This window comes from Pseudomonas sp. NPDC087029 (assembly GCF_044745345.1).
GTDB lineage: Bacteria > Pseudomonadota > Gammaproteobacteria > Pseudomonadales > Pseudomonadaceae > Aquipseudomonas > Aquipseudomonas faucium.
In genome coordinates this window covers 41009-57037 of record NZ_JBIVAB010000008.1, presented here as the reverse complement: position 1 = coordinate 57037, position 16029 = coordinate 41009, and the positions used below count along the sequence as shown (strand labels likewise).

The 16029-nt window shown below is 56.9% G+C and carries 13 protein-coding genes; all 13 read left to right on the top strand.

What is annotated here, in order from left to right; all coding sequences use genetic code 11:
* Window positions 1-18: 18 nt before the first annotated feature.
* The 13 genes from tviB to rfbB all read left to right on the top strand — a co-directional run bounded on the left by tviB (window position 19) and on the right by rfbB (window position 15980).
* Complete coding sequence (gene tviB, locus ACIPG5_RS14935; RefSeq protein ID WP_176514184.1) at window positions 19-1296, top strand: Vi polysaccharide biosynthesis UDP-N-acetylglucosamine C-6 dehydrogenase TviB; 1278 nt, start codon at window positions 19-21, stop codon at window positions 1294-1296.
* 57 nt (window positions 1297-1353) lie between these two features.
* Window positions 1354-2376 carry an NAD-dependent epimerase/dehydratase family protein gene (locus ACIPG5_RS14930; protein ID WP_176514183.1) on the top strand — a complete coding sequence of 341 codons (1023 nt, stop codon included), beginning with the start codon at window positions 1354-1356 and terminating at the stop codon, window positions 2374-2376.
* 77 nt (window positions 2377-2453) lie between these two features.
* Window positions 2454-3647 carry a hypothetical protein gene (locus ACIPG5_RS14925; protein ID WP_401376008.1) on the top strand — a complete coding sequence of 398 codons (1194 nt, stop codon included), beginning with the start codon at window positions 2454-2456 and terminating at the stop codon, window positions 3645-3647.
* A gap of 100 nt (window positions 3648-3747) precedes the next feature.
* On the top strand, window positions 3748-4185 hold the full coding sequence (locus ACIPG5_RS14920; protein ID WP_401376005.1) for an acyltransferase: 438 nt from the start codon (window positions 3748-3750) through the stop codon (window positions 4183-4185).
* A complete protein-coding gene (locus ACIPG5_RS14915; protein WP_176514177.1) occupies window positions 4182-5519 on the top strand; it encodes a hypothetical protein in 1338 nt (445 codons plus the stop codon). Before ACIPG5_RS14920 ends, ACIPG5_RS14915 begins: the two co-directional genes overlap by 4 nt.
* Complete coding sequence (gene murJ, locus ACIPG5_RS14910; RefSeq protein ID WP_401376002.1) at window positions 5516-7024, top strand: murein biosynthesis integral membrane protein MurJ; 1509 nt, start codon at window positions 5516-5518, stop codon at window positions 7022-7024. The genes ACIPG5_RS14915 and murJ overlap by 4 nt, the downstream gene beginning before the upstream one ends.
* Window positions 7025-7143: 119 nt before the next feature.
* Window positions 7144-8154: a polysaccharide biosynthesis protein gene (locus tag ACIPG5_RS14905; protein ID WP_401376000.1), complete on the top strand. Its 1011-nt coding sequence runs from the start codon at window positions 7144-7146 to the stop codon at window positions 8152-8154.
* 410 nt (window positions 8155-8564) lie between these two features.
* Window positions 8565-9695: a glycosyltransferase family 4 protein gene (locus tag ACIPG5_RS14900; RefSeq protein WP_401375997.1), complete on the top strand. Its 1131-nt coding sequence runs from the start codon at window positions 8565-8567 to the stop codon at window positions 9693-9695.
* Window positions 9692-10657: an NAD-dependent epimerase/dehydratase family protein gene (locus tag ACIPG5_RS14895; protein ID WP_401375995.1), complete on the top strand. Its 966-nt coding sequence runs from the start codon at window positions 9692-9694 to the stop codon at window positions 10655-10657. Before ACIPG5_RS14900 ends, ACIPG5_RS14895 begins: the two co-directional genes overlap by 4 nt.
* Window positions 10654-11670: a glycosyltransferase family 4 protein gene (locus ACIPG5_RS14890; protein ID WP_401375992.1), complete on the top strand. Its 1017-nt coding sequence runs from the start codon at window positions 10654-10656 to the stop codon at window positions 11668-11670. The genes ACIPG5_RS14895 and ACIPG5_RS14890 overlap by 4 nt, the downstream gene beginning before the upstream one ends.
* Before the next feature lie 82 nt (window positions 11671-11752).
* Entirely contained in the window at window positions 11753-13750 is a 1998-nt protein-coding gene (locus tag ACIPG5_RS14885) for a nucleoside-diphosphate sugar epimerase/dehydratase (protein ID WP_176514164.1), read from the top strand.
* A 341-nt stretch (window positions 13751-14091) separates the two neighbouring features.
* Window positions 14092-14673: a hypothetical protein gene (locus ACIPG5_RS14880; protein ID WP_176514162.1), complete on the top strand. Its 582-nt coding sequence runs from the start codon at window positions 14092-14094 to the stop codon at window positions 14671-14673.
* Window positions 14674-14909: 236 nt separating this feature from the next.
* Window positions 14910-15980 carry a dTDP-glucose 4,6-dehydratase gene (rfbB, locus tag ACIPG5_RS14875; protein ID WP_401375988.1) on the top strand — a complete coding sequence of 357 codons (1071 nt, stop codon included), beginning with the start codon at window positions 14910-14912 and terminating at the stop codon, window positions 15978-15980.
* Window positions 15981-16029 lie beyond the last annotated feature (49 nt).

Genomic DNA, 16029 nt, shown 5'->3' with positions numbered 1-16029 from the left:
AAACATCTTGGAATGAACATGCACTCAATGGATAGCGTACGGCTCGCGGTTCTTGGCCTTGGTTATGTTGGCCTGCCCCTGGCCGTGGAATTTGGAAAAACACGCGAGGTAGTGGGTTTCGATATCAATCAAGCGCGGATCGACGCCTTGCGCAAAGGTCACGATTCGACGCTGGAAGTCAGCGATCGCGAACTGGCAGAGGCCACGAAGCTGAGCTTCAGCGCTGACATCAATGAGCTGCGTGATTGCAATGTATTCATTGTCACCGTGCCGACACCCATCGACGAATTTAACCAGCCCGACTTGACGCCACTGATCAAGGCGTCCGAAACCATCGGCAAAGTTCTGAAGGCGGGCGATATCGTCATTTACGAATCCACCGTCTACCCCGGCGCCACCGAGGAAGATTGCGTGCCGGTGCTCGAGCGGGTATCGGGCCTGGTGTTCAATCGGGACTTCTATGCGGGTTACAGCCCAGAGCGCATCAACCCGGGTGACAAGCAGCACCGTCTGGTCAACATCAAGAAGGTAACATCCGGTTCAACCCCCAAAGTTGCTGAAGCGGTAGATAAGCTGTATCGGGAAATCATCGTTGCCGGTACGCACAAGGCCAGCAGCATCAAAGTGGCCGAGGCCGCCAAGGTCATCGAGAACACCCAGCGCGACCTGAACATCGCACTGATCAATGAGCTTGCGGTGATTTTCAACAAGATGGGGATCGATACCGAGGCCGTTTTGCAGGCGGCAGGTACAAAGTGGAACTTCCTGCCTTTCCGTCCGGGCCTGGTGGGCGGGCATTGCATTGGTGTCGACCCATACTACCTGACCCACAAGGCTCAAAGCCTCGGCTATCACCCAGAAATTATTCTGGCCGGGCGTCGGCTGAATGACAACATGGGCGCCTATGTGGTTTCGCAGTTGGTGAAGGCAATGCTCAAACGCAAGATTCACGTCGATGGCGCTCGCGTGCTCATCATGGGCTTGACGTTCAAGGAAAACTGCCCCGACTTGCGTAACACCAAGGTGGTCGACATCTACCGGGAGTTGCAGGAGTACAACGTCCAGGTGGATGTCTTCGATCCATGGGTCAGCGCCCAAGAGGCTGAGCAGGAGTACGGCATCACGCCGGTACAGATGCCAGACCATTCCACTTACGATGCCGTGATCCTGGCGGTCGCACATGAGCAGTTCAGTGAAATGGGCGAGCATGCCATTCGCGTCCTGGGCAAACCAGAGCATGTGCTGTACGACCTCAAATACCTGCTGCCAGCAGCCGCCAGTGACCTGCGTCTGTGAGTTGGCGCGCGCTCGTCGTTTCCAGTTGCTCGATTGATATCAATTAAAGGTGCCTACATGAGTGCTTACCAGACGCTCGTCTCTGAATTGCCATTGTCGCCACGGACCTGGCTGATCACTGGCGTCGCCGGCTTCATCGGTTCCAATCTGCTGGAAACCTTGCTCCTTCTGGGGCAGCGGGTACGAGGGTTGGACAACTTTGCCACCGGTCATCAGCACAACCTGGATGAAGTGAAGCAGCACGTCAGCGCCGAACAGTGGGCAGCCTTCGAGTTCATCGAAGGTGATATCCGCAACTTGCAGGACTGCCAGGCGGCTTGCGAAGGTGTCGATTATGTGTTGCACCAAGCCGCGCTGGGTTCGGTGCCGCGATCGATCAATGACCCTATCACCACCAATGCCACCAACATCGACGGCTTTCTGAACATGCTCGTCGCTGCTCGGGATGCGCAGGTTAAAAGCTTCACCTACGCCGCGAGCAGTTCTACCTACGGTGACCATCCAGGGTTGCCGAAGGTCGAAGACCGTATTGGCAAGCCATTGTCACCCTATGCGGTGACCAAATACGTGAACGAGCTATACGCTGAAGTGTTTGCCCGTACCTATGGTTTCCAGACCATTGGCTTGCGCTACTTCAACGTTTTCGGCAAGCGGCAGGATCCAAACGGCGCCTACGCAGCGGTAATTCCCAAGTGGACGTCCGCAATGTTGGAGCAGGCCGATGTGCACATCAATGGTGATGGTGAAACCAGTCGTGACTTCTGTTTCATCGAAAACGTTGTGCAGATGAACCTGCTGGCCGCCACCAGCCAGCAGGCTGCGCAGAATCAGGTGTTCAACGTCGCCGTGGGAGACCGGACGACGCTCAACGATCTGTTCGCCTATCTGGCGCAGGCACTGGGCGAGAACGGTGCTCCTTATACCAAGGCGCCCCTGTACCGAGCGTTCCGCGAGGGGGATGTGCGCCATTCCCAGGCTGATATCAGCAAGGCCAGCACCCTCCTGGGCTATCGGCCTGAGTTCACTATCAAGGAAGGGATTCAGAAGGCGATGCCTTGGTACATCAACTTGTTGATGTGAAGTCGCCGCCTGCAGGGCATAGCGCTGCAGGCGTGCGGGTAACGGCACTGCCGGACTGATTGGAAGCTTGGGAAGATATGAGCAAGGGTACCGTTTTCTACATCGGCGGGTTTGAACTGCCAGACAAGAATGCTGCGGCGCTGAGGGTACTGGCCAATGGCAAGATCCTGCGCAACCTTGGCTACGAGGTGGTCTTCATTGGCATCGACACCGCATTGCCGGTCGGCTCCGCCGCTATGCGCTCCGATCATTCCGGGTTCGAATGCTGGGCAGTACCTTACCCGCGCGGGACCCTGGCATGGTTGAAATATCTAGTCGGCTTGCCCGCAGTGCTGGATGTGCTCAACGCAGAGCGCGATGTAAAACCGGTGGCAGCGATTTGCTACAACTATCCGGCAGTGGCCAGTCTGCGAATCCAGCAGGCGTGCCGCCGCCTGGATATCAAAGCCTTGGCTGATGCGACAGAATGGTACGACGCGACGGGTGGCAGCCTTTCCTATCGGCTGATCAAGTATGTCGACACCACCTTGCGTATGCATGTCGTGCACCCGCGTACCCAAGGGGTCATTACCACCAGTCGTTACCTGACGGATTTTTACCAGCGTCGGGGCAAGGCGACCGTCGAATTACCCACGCTGTTCGATGGCGACCGCTTCAAGGCGCCGCCATTGGTGGTTGACGAGCGTGCTGTGCATTTCATCTACGTGGGTTCGCCATTTGATGCAGGCAAGGTCAACCGCTCCCGTACGAACCTGAAAGAGCGGCTGGATACCTGCATCCAACTGTTCCATGCCTTGTTCCGTAAAGGCAGCGCGTTCAGGTTCGATGTGTACGGTATTACCCAAGCCGACTACCTAAGGGTGTTCCCGGAACACGAACAGATGTTGAGTGACATGCTGGCGTGCGTGGCGTTTCACGGGCGAAAACCCAACCAGCAGGTGTTGAACTGCATAGCCAGCAGTGATTTCAGCATCTTTTTCCGTGACCGTACCCGCGTCACGCTTGCCGGGTTCCCGTCCAAGCTGGCCGAGTCGATCAGTGCCGGGACGCCGGTCGTTTCCAACCAGATGCCCAGCCTGGAGTCTTTTGCCGCCAGCGCCGGCGTGGTGCTCGCCAAGCCTGGTGACGAGCTCAGGGTGGTGGAGGCACTGCTAGCGATGACGCGCGCCGAGATCGACACCATGAAGCAGCAGGCGTTTGAATCGAAGACGTTCCACTATGACAACTATCGGCCGCACGTGGCTGAATTTATGCAAGAAGTAGGAGCTTGAGATGGGGCTTGGCAGACTTTCCAAGGTATTCACCGTACCGTTTCGGAGGTTCTATGCAGCCTACGATCCTAGTGCCTATGCCCGACGCATAGGGGTGAACATGAAAGGGCGCGTCACCATCTATGGTTCGAGCTACGCCATGTTTAGCTCCGAGCCTTATCTGGTGACCTTGGGCGACAATGTCTTCATCAGTATCAACGCGCATTTCGTCTGCCATGATGGGTCCACCTTGCCGTTCAGGGCTGAAATACCAGACCTGGAGTTGGCCGGTGAAATTACTGTGGGTAATAACGTCTTCATCGGCATGGGGGCACTGATTCTGCCCAACGTCAACATCGGTAATAATTGCATTGTCGGCGCCAATGCAGTGGTTACCCGCTCAGTCGCGGACGGCACCATTGTTGCGGGCAACCCGGCGAGGGTCGTAGGGCAAACAGACGATTTCTTGCAGCGCGCGCAAGCCAAGTCTCTGAAGATCGGTCATTTGCATGGCCAGGCGAAAGTAGACGCCTATAAAAGGATCTTCAACAAGCCATGAAATGGTTCAGTTACCGTTATCTGCCCGTCAATATATACATCGGCTATTCGGTCTTCGTCCTCGCCAGTTTCTTCCTGGGGCCGATCGAATACAAAGGTATGGATAGCGTGCTGTTGATGACTTTCCTGTTGCCCATGTTGGTGCTATTCGCTGTCGGTTTCTTGATGGGCGCCCGCGGTGATTACAATCTACTGGTGGATACCCAGGCCGGGCGGCTCAACGCGCTGTTCCGGGTCAACCGCCTCGTCAAGCTGTTGTTGCTGTTTGCCGCAGTCGCCTCGGTGGTGCAGTGGTACGGGTTCATTTCATCCGGCGGTGGTTTGTCCCTTGATGGCATTGGTGAAAGCTATGTGGCGGGCTATGAAGGTTATGAGCGCGGCCAGGCGACCGTCGACGCCGCCTATATTCTCAATATCTTCCTCCAGGTATTCATTACCCTGGCGTTGCTATTCGGCTTCTACTACTACTCGGTGATGGGACGGCTTGGCAAAACCACCTTCTTATTCATCGTGATGACCTATTTGCTGGTAAACGTGCTGGGCGTAGGCAAACAAAAGTATCTCGGCGATCTGGTGATCTTCAGCTTCTTCCTGTTTGCCATCAACGCTGCCGCGCGCCGCCTGCGGGTAAAACTGTGGTCTGCGGTGGTGGGTGGGGTGTTTGGTTGTGTGGTGTTCTTCCTGTTCGTTGAAATTCTCCGGCAGCGCTATCAGGCGGCTGGCATCAGCATCGACAACATCTACGAAAAGGTTCACCCCCTGGTTTATTGGAACTACGAGTCCTGGGTGATTGGTGTGGTCGGCGAAGATTATGCGCTGGCCCTGGGTATTTTTCTTGGTTACTTCACCAACGGCCTCAATGGGCTCTACCTGAGTCTGACACTTCCCTTCGAATGGTCTTATCTGGTCGGTAACTCCTATTCGCTCGGGCGTATCGTCGAAATTTTCACGGGGGCCAGCGGTGCGGTACTGGAACACACCTACCCCTATCGTGTCGGCGAAGTCTATGGTTGGGAATTCGACAAGTGGCACTCGTTGTTTGCCTGGATGGCCTCGGACTTTACATTCCCAGGCGTCGTGTTGCTCACGCCGGTTTTCGCCTATGTCTATGCGCGCGTATGGCTGCAGGCTGTGGCCGCCTCCAATCCTTTTTCCGGGCCACTGTTCATCTACCTTTCGATGGGGCTGGTTTTCAGTTACTCCAACAATCAGCTCATGCACAGCCTGTCAGGCGTGATGGTGTTGGTGGTGCTGCTGCTGGGCTGGCTGCTCTCGCGCAATCGGGCAGTTGCCTTGCGCACCCCGTTGCGCCAGGGTGAGGCGACAGGGCAATGAAAGTGCGGCTCTTCAGTTATGCGTTGTTGGCTTTTCTGCTGATCCTGCTCGGTAAACTGAGCGGGTTCTTCAAGGACATGCTTTTCACCTATTACTACGGTGTATCGGCTGTCACTGACGGTTATTTCCTGGCTAACTCAATTGCGTCCCTGTTGTACATTGCTGTGTACTCATCCATTCCAGTCTTGGTCGTGCCGCTGTACTCCCGCTTGCTGTCGGCTAATGATCGTGCCCAGACAGATGCCAACCTGACGCGTGTCCTGGCATTTTTCCTGGCCATCTCTGTGGTGTTGGGCGCCGGCGTGACGGTGGGTGCGCAGCCACTTGTGGAATTATTTGCAGGCGCGGCGAGCCGCGAAGTGAAGGCGCTGGCGGGCGACTATCTGGGAATTGTGGCGTTGACCTTTGCCTTGTCTACCGTGGTGGCTTTTCTCAATGCACTGCAGACCGTACACAAGCGGCCGTTACCCAGTTATATTGTGCCGCTGGTCAACAATATGATGTTCTGCCTGGGGCTGGTACTGTTTAGTGCGTCGTCCGGGTTGACGCACATACTGTACCTGGGCGTGGCGGCTTGGTTGCTGCTGATGGTGGCAAATGCCTGGACTAGCCGTCGCTACTTTACCCTCAACTTTGCCGCCTTCGCTGAGCCGTTGAAGGGGCCAGGCCTGCTGATGCTGTTTGTGCCGGCAGCCTTGTCCTTCTATGTCGAGCAAGTCAACAGTTACGTGGGCGTGTATTTCGCCTCTCAACTCGGGGCCGGGGCCATCTCGGTGTTGGGGTATGCAGGCAAGCTGAACCTGATCTTCCTGTCTATTTTTCTGGTGTTTCTCACGGCCACGTTGTTTCCAAAAATCGCCGCGCTGGTCGCCAGGGATGACGGTGATGGCCTGGACGACTACTTGAATCTCTGCCTGCGCATCATCTTCCTCTGTGCGCTGCCCGTCGTGCTGTTCATGATCTTCTATGCCCACCCGATCGTCGAACTCCTGTTCATGCGAGGCAAGTTTTCCGAGGCGGACGTTGCCCGTGTCGCAGCCGTTTTGTCGGTGATCCTGTTGGCCGTTCCTTTCGCCTTAGTCCGGGATCTGCTCAATCGCGTCTTCTTTTCCTGTGGCAATACCTCGAGGCCGTTCATCATCTCGCTTGCGTCGCTGCTCCTGAACTTGGCGATCAGCCTGCTCGCCTACCGAACGTTCGGTTTGCAGGGGCTGGCATGGGCGGTGGTGTTTGCAACTGTCCTAAGCTTCATGCTGGGTGCTTATTTCGTAAAGCGCGAGGCAGGCATTGCGTTGTTGCGCCCGAACCTCCGAAGTTTGTGCATCGCCCTCGCATGCCTGGCGTTCGCGTTTGCCCTGTTGCGCGTGATGGATGCCTACCTGTCGAGCCTGTGGCTGGTGCTGTGCATACCGTTCGCGGGGTGTTACTTCGCAGCGTTGTACGCGTGCAGAGTACGTGAAACCAAACTGTTGATCGGCTGGGCGCGGCGTAAGCTCGGGCGGTAGAAGTTGCTGTTGCGGGGCCCTCGCATGCACGCAGTGAGGGCTGTTGGATATACCGGTGGACAGAGAGTCTCGAGCTGTTTGGTGGCGAGGCTCCTTTCTTTATTCATGATGGGAAGCACATGTTTGATAACAAGGTTTTGATGATCACCGGCGGTACCGGTTCTTTTGGTAATACCGTGCTGAAGCGTTTTCTGAACACAGGTGTTCGCGAAATTCGCATCTTCAGCCGCGATGAGAAGAAACAGGAAGACATGCGCATTGCCTTGGGCAATGACAAGGTCAAGTTCCACATCGGTGACGTACGCGATTACCAAAGCCTGACGCAGGCAATGGTCGGCGTCGATTTCGTCTTCCATGCGGCGGCGTTGAAGCAGGTGCCTTCATGCGAGTTCTATCCGATGGAGTCGGTCAAGACCAATGTCATCGGCACCGAAAATGTTTTGAGCGCGGCGGTGGCGAACGGTGTGAAACGCGTGGTGGTGCTCAGCACCGATAAAGCCGTTTATCCCATCAATGCCATGGGCATTTCCAAGGCTATGGCGGAAAAAATAATGGTCGCCAAGTCCCGGGCAATCCCGGTCGGTGGGCCGGTAGTATGCGCGACCCGCTATGGCAATGTTATGGCGTCTCGAGGTTCGGTGATCCCTTTGTTCATCGAACAACTTAAGCGGGGCGAGCACCTCACGGTGACCGACCCGTCAATGACACGCTTCCTGATGTCGCTTGAAGACTCTGTAGACTTGGTGCTGCACGCCTTCGAGCATGCCGAGCAGGGTGATATCTTCATCCAGAAGGCCCCAGCTTCGACCGTGGGCGAACTGGCAGAAGCGCTGCAGCAGTTGTTCAAGCGGCGGACCGAGGTCAAGGTGATCGGCACGCGACACGGTGAAAAACTGTACGAATCGCTGTTGTCCCGCGAAGAAATGGCCAAGTCCGAAGACATGGGGCGTTACTATCGGGTTCCTGCAGACAACCGTGACCTTAACTACAAAAAATACTTTGTCGAAGGCGAGCCGGATATTTCGAGCGGTGATGATTACACGTCTCACAATACCGAACGTCTCGATGTCGAAGGGATCAAGGCCTTGCTGTTGAAACTCGAATTTGTCAGGTCGGCGCTCGACACCTGAGCCTGTGGAACTGGGTTGTCGGCGCGGGCGCCCAGTGGGTTGACGCAGCAGTTTGCACAAGGCGCCCCCAGACTTGGTGGTAATATGCTCGCGCTGGCAAAGGACCGGGTCGTGGAGCGCTTCGCTGTTTCAACACTTGCAGGTGACGCACGACAATTGCGGCCATGGACGGTGCACTACAGGTCAACGCCGGGCGCCCTGCTCAACATGGGCGCCTTAATGACATGTCGTTCCGCCCTTAGTTTGCTGTTCCGCAGGCCGGCCTGACGGAAGGAATAGACCTGTGCACAAGCGTGCATGAGAACAAAGGGCCAGCGTTACCACACGGCCCATATACGTCAGGGTCATTCAAGGCATCCGTGCGATGCAAGAATGATCCGGGACAATCATTCAAGGGCGTTAGGGGTGGCATGAAAGCGGTTTTACTGATGGTGATCAATGATCCGGCATTCTTTCTTTCTCACCGGCTGCCTGTCGCAGAGTCGGCAAGGGAGCAGGGGTATCAGGTTCATGTCGCCACTCGAAATGGCGCGGCAGTTGAGCAAATCATTCGTCGCGGTTTCAAGCACCATGAACTTTCGCTGACACGCAGTGGCAAAAACCCGTTCAGCGAGTTGAAGGCGCTGTTTTCACTGTGGCTGCTGTGCTGGCGGTTGCGGCCTGACGTGCTCCACATCGTCACCATCAAGCCGGTTCTGTACGGTGGCATCGTTGCGCGTCTTTCACCGGTCAAAGGTGTACTAGCGGCAATTTCCGGCCTGGGTTTCGTGTTCATGGCCCGAGGTCGGAGGGCGGCAATCCTGCGTCGCATCATCACGCTACTCTATCGGGTTGCGCTGGGTAAGCGTAACCTGCGCGCGGTGTTTCAGAACCCGGATGATCAACAAGCCTTGGCTGCCATTGGGGCCATTACGGATGACAAGAGCGTGCTGATCCGTGGTTCCGGTGTGGACTTGCAGCAGTATCAGCCATGCCCTGAAGCACCCGGTACCCCCGTGGTCAGCCTGGTCGCCCGCCTATTACGCGACAAGGGCGTTCGCGAGTTTGTCGAGGCCGCGCGCATTCTCGACGGGCGTGGTGTTCGGGCATCATTCCAATTGGTTGGCGACCCAGACCCGGGTAACCCCAGCAGCATCGACGCCGATGACCTGGAGCGGTGGGCGGCAGAGGGTATTGTCAACTGTATGGGGTACCGGGCCGATGTCGCAGAGGTGCTCAGGCAATCGCATATCGTGACATTGCCGTCGTACCGGGAGGGGTTGCCCAAGGTGCTGGTTGAGGCGGCTGCCTGCGGGCGAGCGGTGGTCACCACTGATGTGCCGGGTTGCCGCGACGCGATCGAGGCTGATGTAACCGGGTTGCTGGTTCCGGTACGCGATGCACACGCATTGGCGGACGCGATTCAGCGTCTGCTTGAGGATGAAGGGCTGCGCCGGCACATGGGTAATGCTGGCCGGGCATTGGCCGAGCGTGCCTTTGCCATCGAAAGTATTGTCGCCCAGCATATGGCGGTTTACCGGACACTGGAGAGCAACGAGTGAGACAGCGAGTACTGGTTACAGGTGCAACAGGCTTCGTCGGCTCGCGGGTGGTGGAGCATCTGCTGCGCAACCCCGAGATCGAAGTGCTCGGTGGCTTGCGAGTAGTCGGCAAGGCACTTCCAGCAGGAGCTCAGGCCTTCTTGACCGGTGAACTGGACGGCCGCCGTGAGTTGCCGTCTCTTGATGGCATCCATGCCGTTATCCACTGCGCGGCGCGTGTCCACATCATGAATGATGATGCGCAGGACCCCCTTGCCGAATTTCGGCAAACCAACGTCAAAGGGACGCTGGACCTTGCAAGGCGCGCCGTCGAAGCAGGTGTGCAGCGCTTCGTGTTCATCAGTTCGATCAAGGTGAACGGAGAAGGTACTGACGATCGCCAACCTTATTCGGCTGATGAGCAGCCGTCACCTGCGGACCCATACGGCATATCCAAGCTCGAGGCGGAACAGGCACTGCTCGCGCTGGCAGCCGAAACCGGCATGCAGGTCGTGATCATCCGACCGGTGCTGGTCTATGGGCCAGGGGTCAAAGCCAATTTCCAGTCAATGATGAAATGCCTGCACAAAAAGCTGCCACTGCCGCTGGGGGCTATCCGCAACCGGCGGAGCATGGTTGCCCTGGACAATCTGGTCAGCCTCATCGTGGTGTGCCTGCACCATGCACGCGCGGCCAACCAGGTGTTCCTGGTCAGTGATGGTGAAGACCTGGCAACGCCCGATCTGTTGAAACGCACCGCCAAGGCGCTAGGTACCAAAGCCTTCCTGCTACCCGTCCCGGCCTTCATGCTCAAGGCTGCCGCCGCAGCGTTGGGGCGGCCAGGCGTGGCAGCGAGGCTGTGTGGTTCGTTGCAGGTCGACATTACCAAGACCCGCAACCTGCTCGACTGGAATCCTCCGCTCAGTGTCGATCAGGCCTTGCAACTCACCGCCCATGAATATCTGAAGAGTTTGAGCGCATGATCTACTGGTCCATTCTACCTGTGCTGGTGCTGCTGACCTGGTGCATGACCGGCGTACTGCGGCGCTACGCACTGGCGCGCAGCATCATCGATGTGCCCAATGCCAGAAGCTCCCATACCGTGCCGACTCCGCGTGGCGGTGGGGTAGCCATCGTCATCGGTTTTCTGCTGGCCGTTCCGGTGATGGCTTGGAGTGGCGTGCTCGATAGCGGCCCTGCTTGCGCGTTGGTAGGCGCCGGGGCCGGTATCGCCGTGCTTGGATTCCTCGACGATCATGGCCATATCGCAGCGCGATGGCGTCTGCTGGGCCACTTCGCCGGCGCTGCTTGGGTGTTGTTCTGGCTAGGCGGCCTGCCGGCATTGAGTGTGTTCGGTTACATCTTCGACATGGGGCTGGTCGGCAACGTGCTGGCGCTGTTCTATCTGGTCTGGCTGCTCAACCTCTACAACTTCATGGATGGTATCGACGGGCTGGCCAGTGTCGAAGCGATTTGCGCCTGTGTGGGTGGGGCCGTGCTCTATTGGCTGGTGGGCGCGTATGGGGCGGTGTGGGGCCCCTTGATGCTGGCTTGTGCGGTGTTGGGGTTCCTGATCTGGAACTTTCCGCCAGCACGGATTTTCATGGGCGATGCAGGCAGTGGTTTCCTCGGTATCGCGCTGGGGGTTCTTTCCCTTCAAGCCGCTTGGGTCGAGCCGAAATTGCTGCCGGGGTGGTTGATCCTGCTGGGAGTATTCATCGTCGATGCGACCGTGACACTTATCCATAGGCTGTTGCGGGGTGAGAAAGTGTACGAAGCGCACCGCAGTCACGCTTATCAATTTGCCACGCGCCACTACGGCCGGCATTTGCCGGTGACGCTGGCTGTACTCTTGATCAACCTGGTGTGGCTTCTGCCCTTGGCCTGTGCCGTTGCCTTGGATGTGCTGGATGGTTGGGTGGGCCTGTTGCTGGCCTATGCCCCGCTTATCCTGCTGGCGGTCAAGTTCAAGGCAGGTCAGGCCGAAGTACGCTGAGCGCCGGGCCAGCGAGGCTGCTACCCGAATGTTGCTGAGTAGCGGGGCAGTGGGGTGAAACCATGGAATTCGTAGAGGAAAAATGGACAGATTGAGAAAGCGCATGCTTGCGCTGCCACGTCACTACAAGCGTGCGTTGCAGGTGGTCACCGACATTGGGCTAGTCTGGCTGGCATTATGGATGGCGTTTGTCGTCCGCTTGGGCCTGGATGAGTTGAACAATCCGCTGCAGGGGCATCTGTGGTTGTTCTTGACCGCGCCGCTACTTGCGATTCCGATTTTCATTCGTTTCGGCCTTTATCGGGCGGTGATGCGTTATTTTGGCAATGATGCGCTGATCACCATCTTCAAGGCAGTCAGCCTGTCGGCGCTGATCCTGTCGGTGGTCGTATATTGGAGCAGTGGCCACGGTGCTGTGGTGCCGAGGTCGATCATTTTCAATTACTGGTGGCTGAGCCTTCTGATGGTAGGCGGCATGCGCCTGATCATGCGGCAATACTTTTTGGGGGACTGGTATGCTGCCCGGCAGCATGTGCCGTTCGCCAGCCGTGACAACGGTTTGCCGAAGGTAGCCATCTATGGCGCCGGCGCAGCAGGCAATCAGTTGCTGGCGGGGTTGCGCATGAGCCGCACCATGCACCCGGTGGCATTCATCGATGATGAAGAATCAATCACCGACCGGGCGATTTCCGGCTTGCAAGTGTTCAGTGGCAGCGATATCCAGCGCATGATAAATGTTACGGGTGCTGAGCAGGTGCTGTTGGCCATACCGTCTGCCAGCAGGGCTCGTCGCCGGGAAGTGCTAAGTGCGCTCGAACAGTTCCCGCTGCATGTTCGCAGTGTGCCCAGCTTCCTTGATCTGGCGAGCGGTCGGGTGAAGGTCGAAGATATCCAGGAGGTCGATATTGCTGACCTGCTGGGGCGAGACGCCGTGCCCGCCCAGGCAGACCTGCTGGCGCACTGCATCGAGGGCAAGGTGGTGATGGTTACCGGCGCCGGGGGGTCCATCGGCTCGGAACTTTGCCGGCAGATCCTGATGCTCAAGCCCAGGGCGCTATTGTTGTTCGAACACAGTGAATTCAACCTTTACAGTATTCACGCCGAACTGGAGCATCGCATCCAAGTGGAGTCGCTGCCTGTTCGGCTGGTGCCTCTGCTGGGGTCGATCCGCAACCCCCAGTTACTGGTTGATACGCTCATTCAGTGGCGGGTGGACACGGTCTACCATGCGGCAGCTTACAAGCATGTGCCAATGGTCGAGCACAACATGGCAGAAGGCGTACTCAACAATGTATTCGGCACATTGAATACTGCTCAGGCGGCATTGGAAGCCAATGTACCCAACTTCGTCTTGATCTCGACTGACAAGGCTGTGCGTCCGACCAACGTCATGGGTAGCACCAAGCGCCTGGCAGAGATGCTGCTTCAGGCCCTGAGTGGCGAGCAGGCCCCAGTACTTTATGGCGAGCGGGCCAACATCGCGCACGTGCGCAAAACGCGCTTCACCATGGTGCGATTCGGCAATGTGCTGGGTTCATCGGGCTCCGTCATTCCCCTGTTCCACAAGCAGATAAAAGCGGGGGGGCCGCTGACGGTTACCCATCCAAGCATCACCCGGTATTTCATGACGATTCCCGAAGCCGCACAATTGGTGATCCAGGCCGGCTCCATGGGGCAAGGCGGTGATGTATTCGTGCTCGATATGGGCGAACCTGTGAAAATCGTGGCGCTGGCTGAAAAGATGATTCATCTGTCAGGCCTAAGTGTGCGCTCCGACACCAACCCTCATGGTGATATCGCAGTCGAGTTCAGCGGGTTGCGCCCAGGTGAAAAGCTTTATGAGGAACTGCTGATTGGTGACAATGTGTCTTCTACCCAGCACCCAATGATCATGAGGGCTAATGAAGACTGCCTGAACTGGAGCGAACTTAAGGGTCGCCTGGCAGAAATTGCCCGGGCAGTGGAGGAAAAAGACCACAAAGCGCTGCGCCAGATTCTGCGTGAAGTGGTCAGCGGTTATCGCCCTGAAGGGGGGATCGTGGACTGGGCCTATCGGCAACGGTTGGAGCAGGCGGAGTGACAGTGGGCGGGCGTTGAAGAACCGAACATACCGTTTGTTCAGAGTCGGTTGTGATCTGGCGATTCAATGATCAGGGGCTGTGAACTAAGCACTGCCCCTTTTTAAATCGTGTCCTTCTTAACATTGCGAAAGCGGGCACTGCTTCGATGTGTGCCTTTTGTTGTTTTTCGTTAGTGCCGCTGTACGACTGTGCGTGACAGTTTGTTTACATCTGGTCAACCAATCGTTAGCTGAGCAGAGCATTTTTTTCTCCATCGGCGATGGCACAGTGGTAATATTGCGGTCCCTTGAATCTGGGCAGGGTCCAGAGGTTCAACAGCGTCCCCATAAGGAAATTGATTGTGAAAAAGAGTAACTACCTCAACGCTTTGGTAATGAGTGCGGTAGTGGGGGCGACAGCCTTGTTGACTGCGTGTGATAACAAAAGCGCCTGGGACAAGGTGTCCGAGTCGGCACCGTCCACCGCAACTGAGGCTGCGCTCTATCTTCACCAAGAAGCCAAAACGTTCAACGAAGACGAACTGAACAAGCTGGCCAGTGCCTTGGTGAATACGCGGGACCTTCCGTTCATTAAGCAACTGACCGATGAGCTCATTTACAAAACCCGCGACAAGCAGGATAACAAGCTGGCTGTGTTTATTGCCGAGCAAGGTTACCTTGTAAAAAATGATCCGATTTTGGCAAACCGTGCCGGTCTTGAATACAAGACTGGGCGTTTTGTGACCAAGGATTATGACAAGGCTGCAAGCATTCTCGGCAGCCCTGCACTGAAGAAGGCGTCGGTGGCCAAGTTCTACCTGGCAGAAGTTCTGCTGGCAGAAGACAATCCCAAGCGTGACCCTGCTACGGGTAAGGCACTGCTGGTCGAGTCTGCAAATGCGGGTGTCGAAGCTGCCCAAAAGAAACTGCAAGAAATCAACTGATCGGTTCCGCCAGTGCGGCGTTTCTCTGGCGCCGCATTGCTTCCCGAGTCCCACGGCTTTACCTCCCCCCCGTTTACCACGTTAGCCTTCAGGCGGCCCCCTGTGGGCTTTGCATGCTCTTTCTCAAATCTTGCATGCCCAGCTATGCTCCTACAGGATTGTTTGCCGATAGCGTCTGGAGCGACCACGCATGCAGACGTGCCATCATTGAACACAAGCGAGAATGATCTGAGCCTATGACTATCCTGGTTACCGGCGGTGCCGGCTTCATCGGAGCGAATTTCGTCCTCGATTGGGCAAACCAATCAGACGAGACGATCATCAACCTCGACAAGCTGACCTACGCCGGCAACCTGCAAAGTCTTGCGAGCCTCGAGGGCAACCCGCAACACGTGTTCGTGCAGGGTGACATCGGCGATGGGCCGTTGCTGCAGCGCCTTCTAGCGGAACACCAGCCGCGCGCCGTGCTCAACTTCGCTGCCGAATCTCACGTCGACCGCTCCATTCATGGCCCGCGAGCATTCGTCGAGACAAACGTGGTCGGAACGTTCCAGTTGCTCGAAGCGGTACGCGCGTATTGGCAAGAGCTAGAGGCCGAGAGGTATGCGGGTTTCCGCTTCCTGCATGTCTCCACAGACGAGGTCTACGGTTCGCTCAAGGCTTGCGAACCGGCGTTCACCGAAACACATCAGTACCAGCCCAACAGCCCTTACTCGGCAAGTAAGGCGGCCAGCGATCACCTGGTTCGCTCCTACCACCACACCTACGGCCTGCCGGTGCTGACCACCAACTGCTCGAACAATTACGGCCCCTATCATTTTCCCGAGAAGCTGATCCCATTGATGATAGTGAATGCGCTTGCCGGCAAGGCGCTGCCAGTCTATGGCGACGGCCAGCAAATCCGTGACTGGCTCTACGTCAAGGATCATTGCAGTGCCATCCGCCGCGTGCTCGAAGCGGGTCGGGTAGGCGAGGTGTACAACGTCGGAGGCTGGAACGAGATGCCCAACCTGCAAATAGTCCATCACGTTTGCACGTTGCTCGACGAGCTTCGCCCTCGTTCAGATGGGGAGCCTTATTCCAGTCAGCTCAGCTTCGTTACCGATCGTCCTGGCCATGATCGCCGCTACGCCATCGACGCGCGCAAGCTAGAGCGTGAATTGGGCTGGAAGCCTGCGGAAACTTTTGAAACCGGTATCCGTAAAACCGTCCAGTGGTATCTGGACAACCAGCAATGGGTCCAGGGTGTGCTGTCGGGTAGTTATCGCGAGTGGGTTGAGAAAAACTACGCGGAACGCTCCGTATGACAGTGCCCATCCGTATGCCTATCCGATAGCGGCAAAACAATGCAGCTGA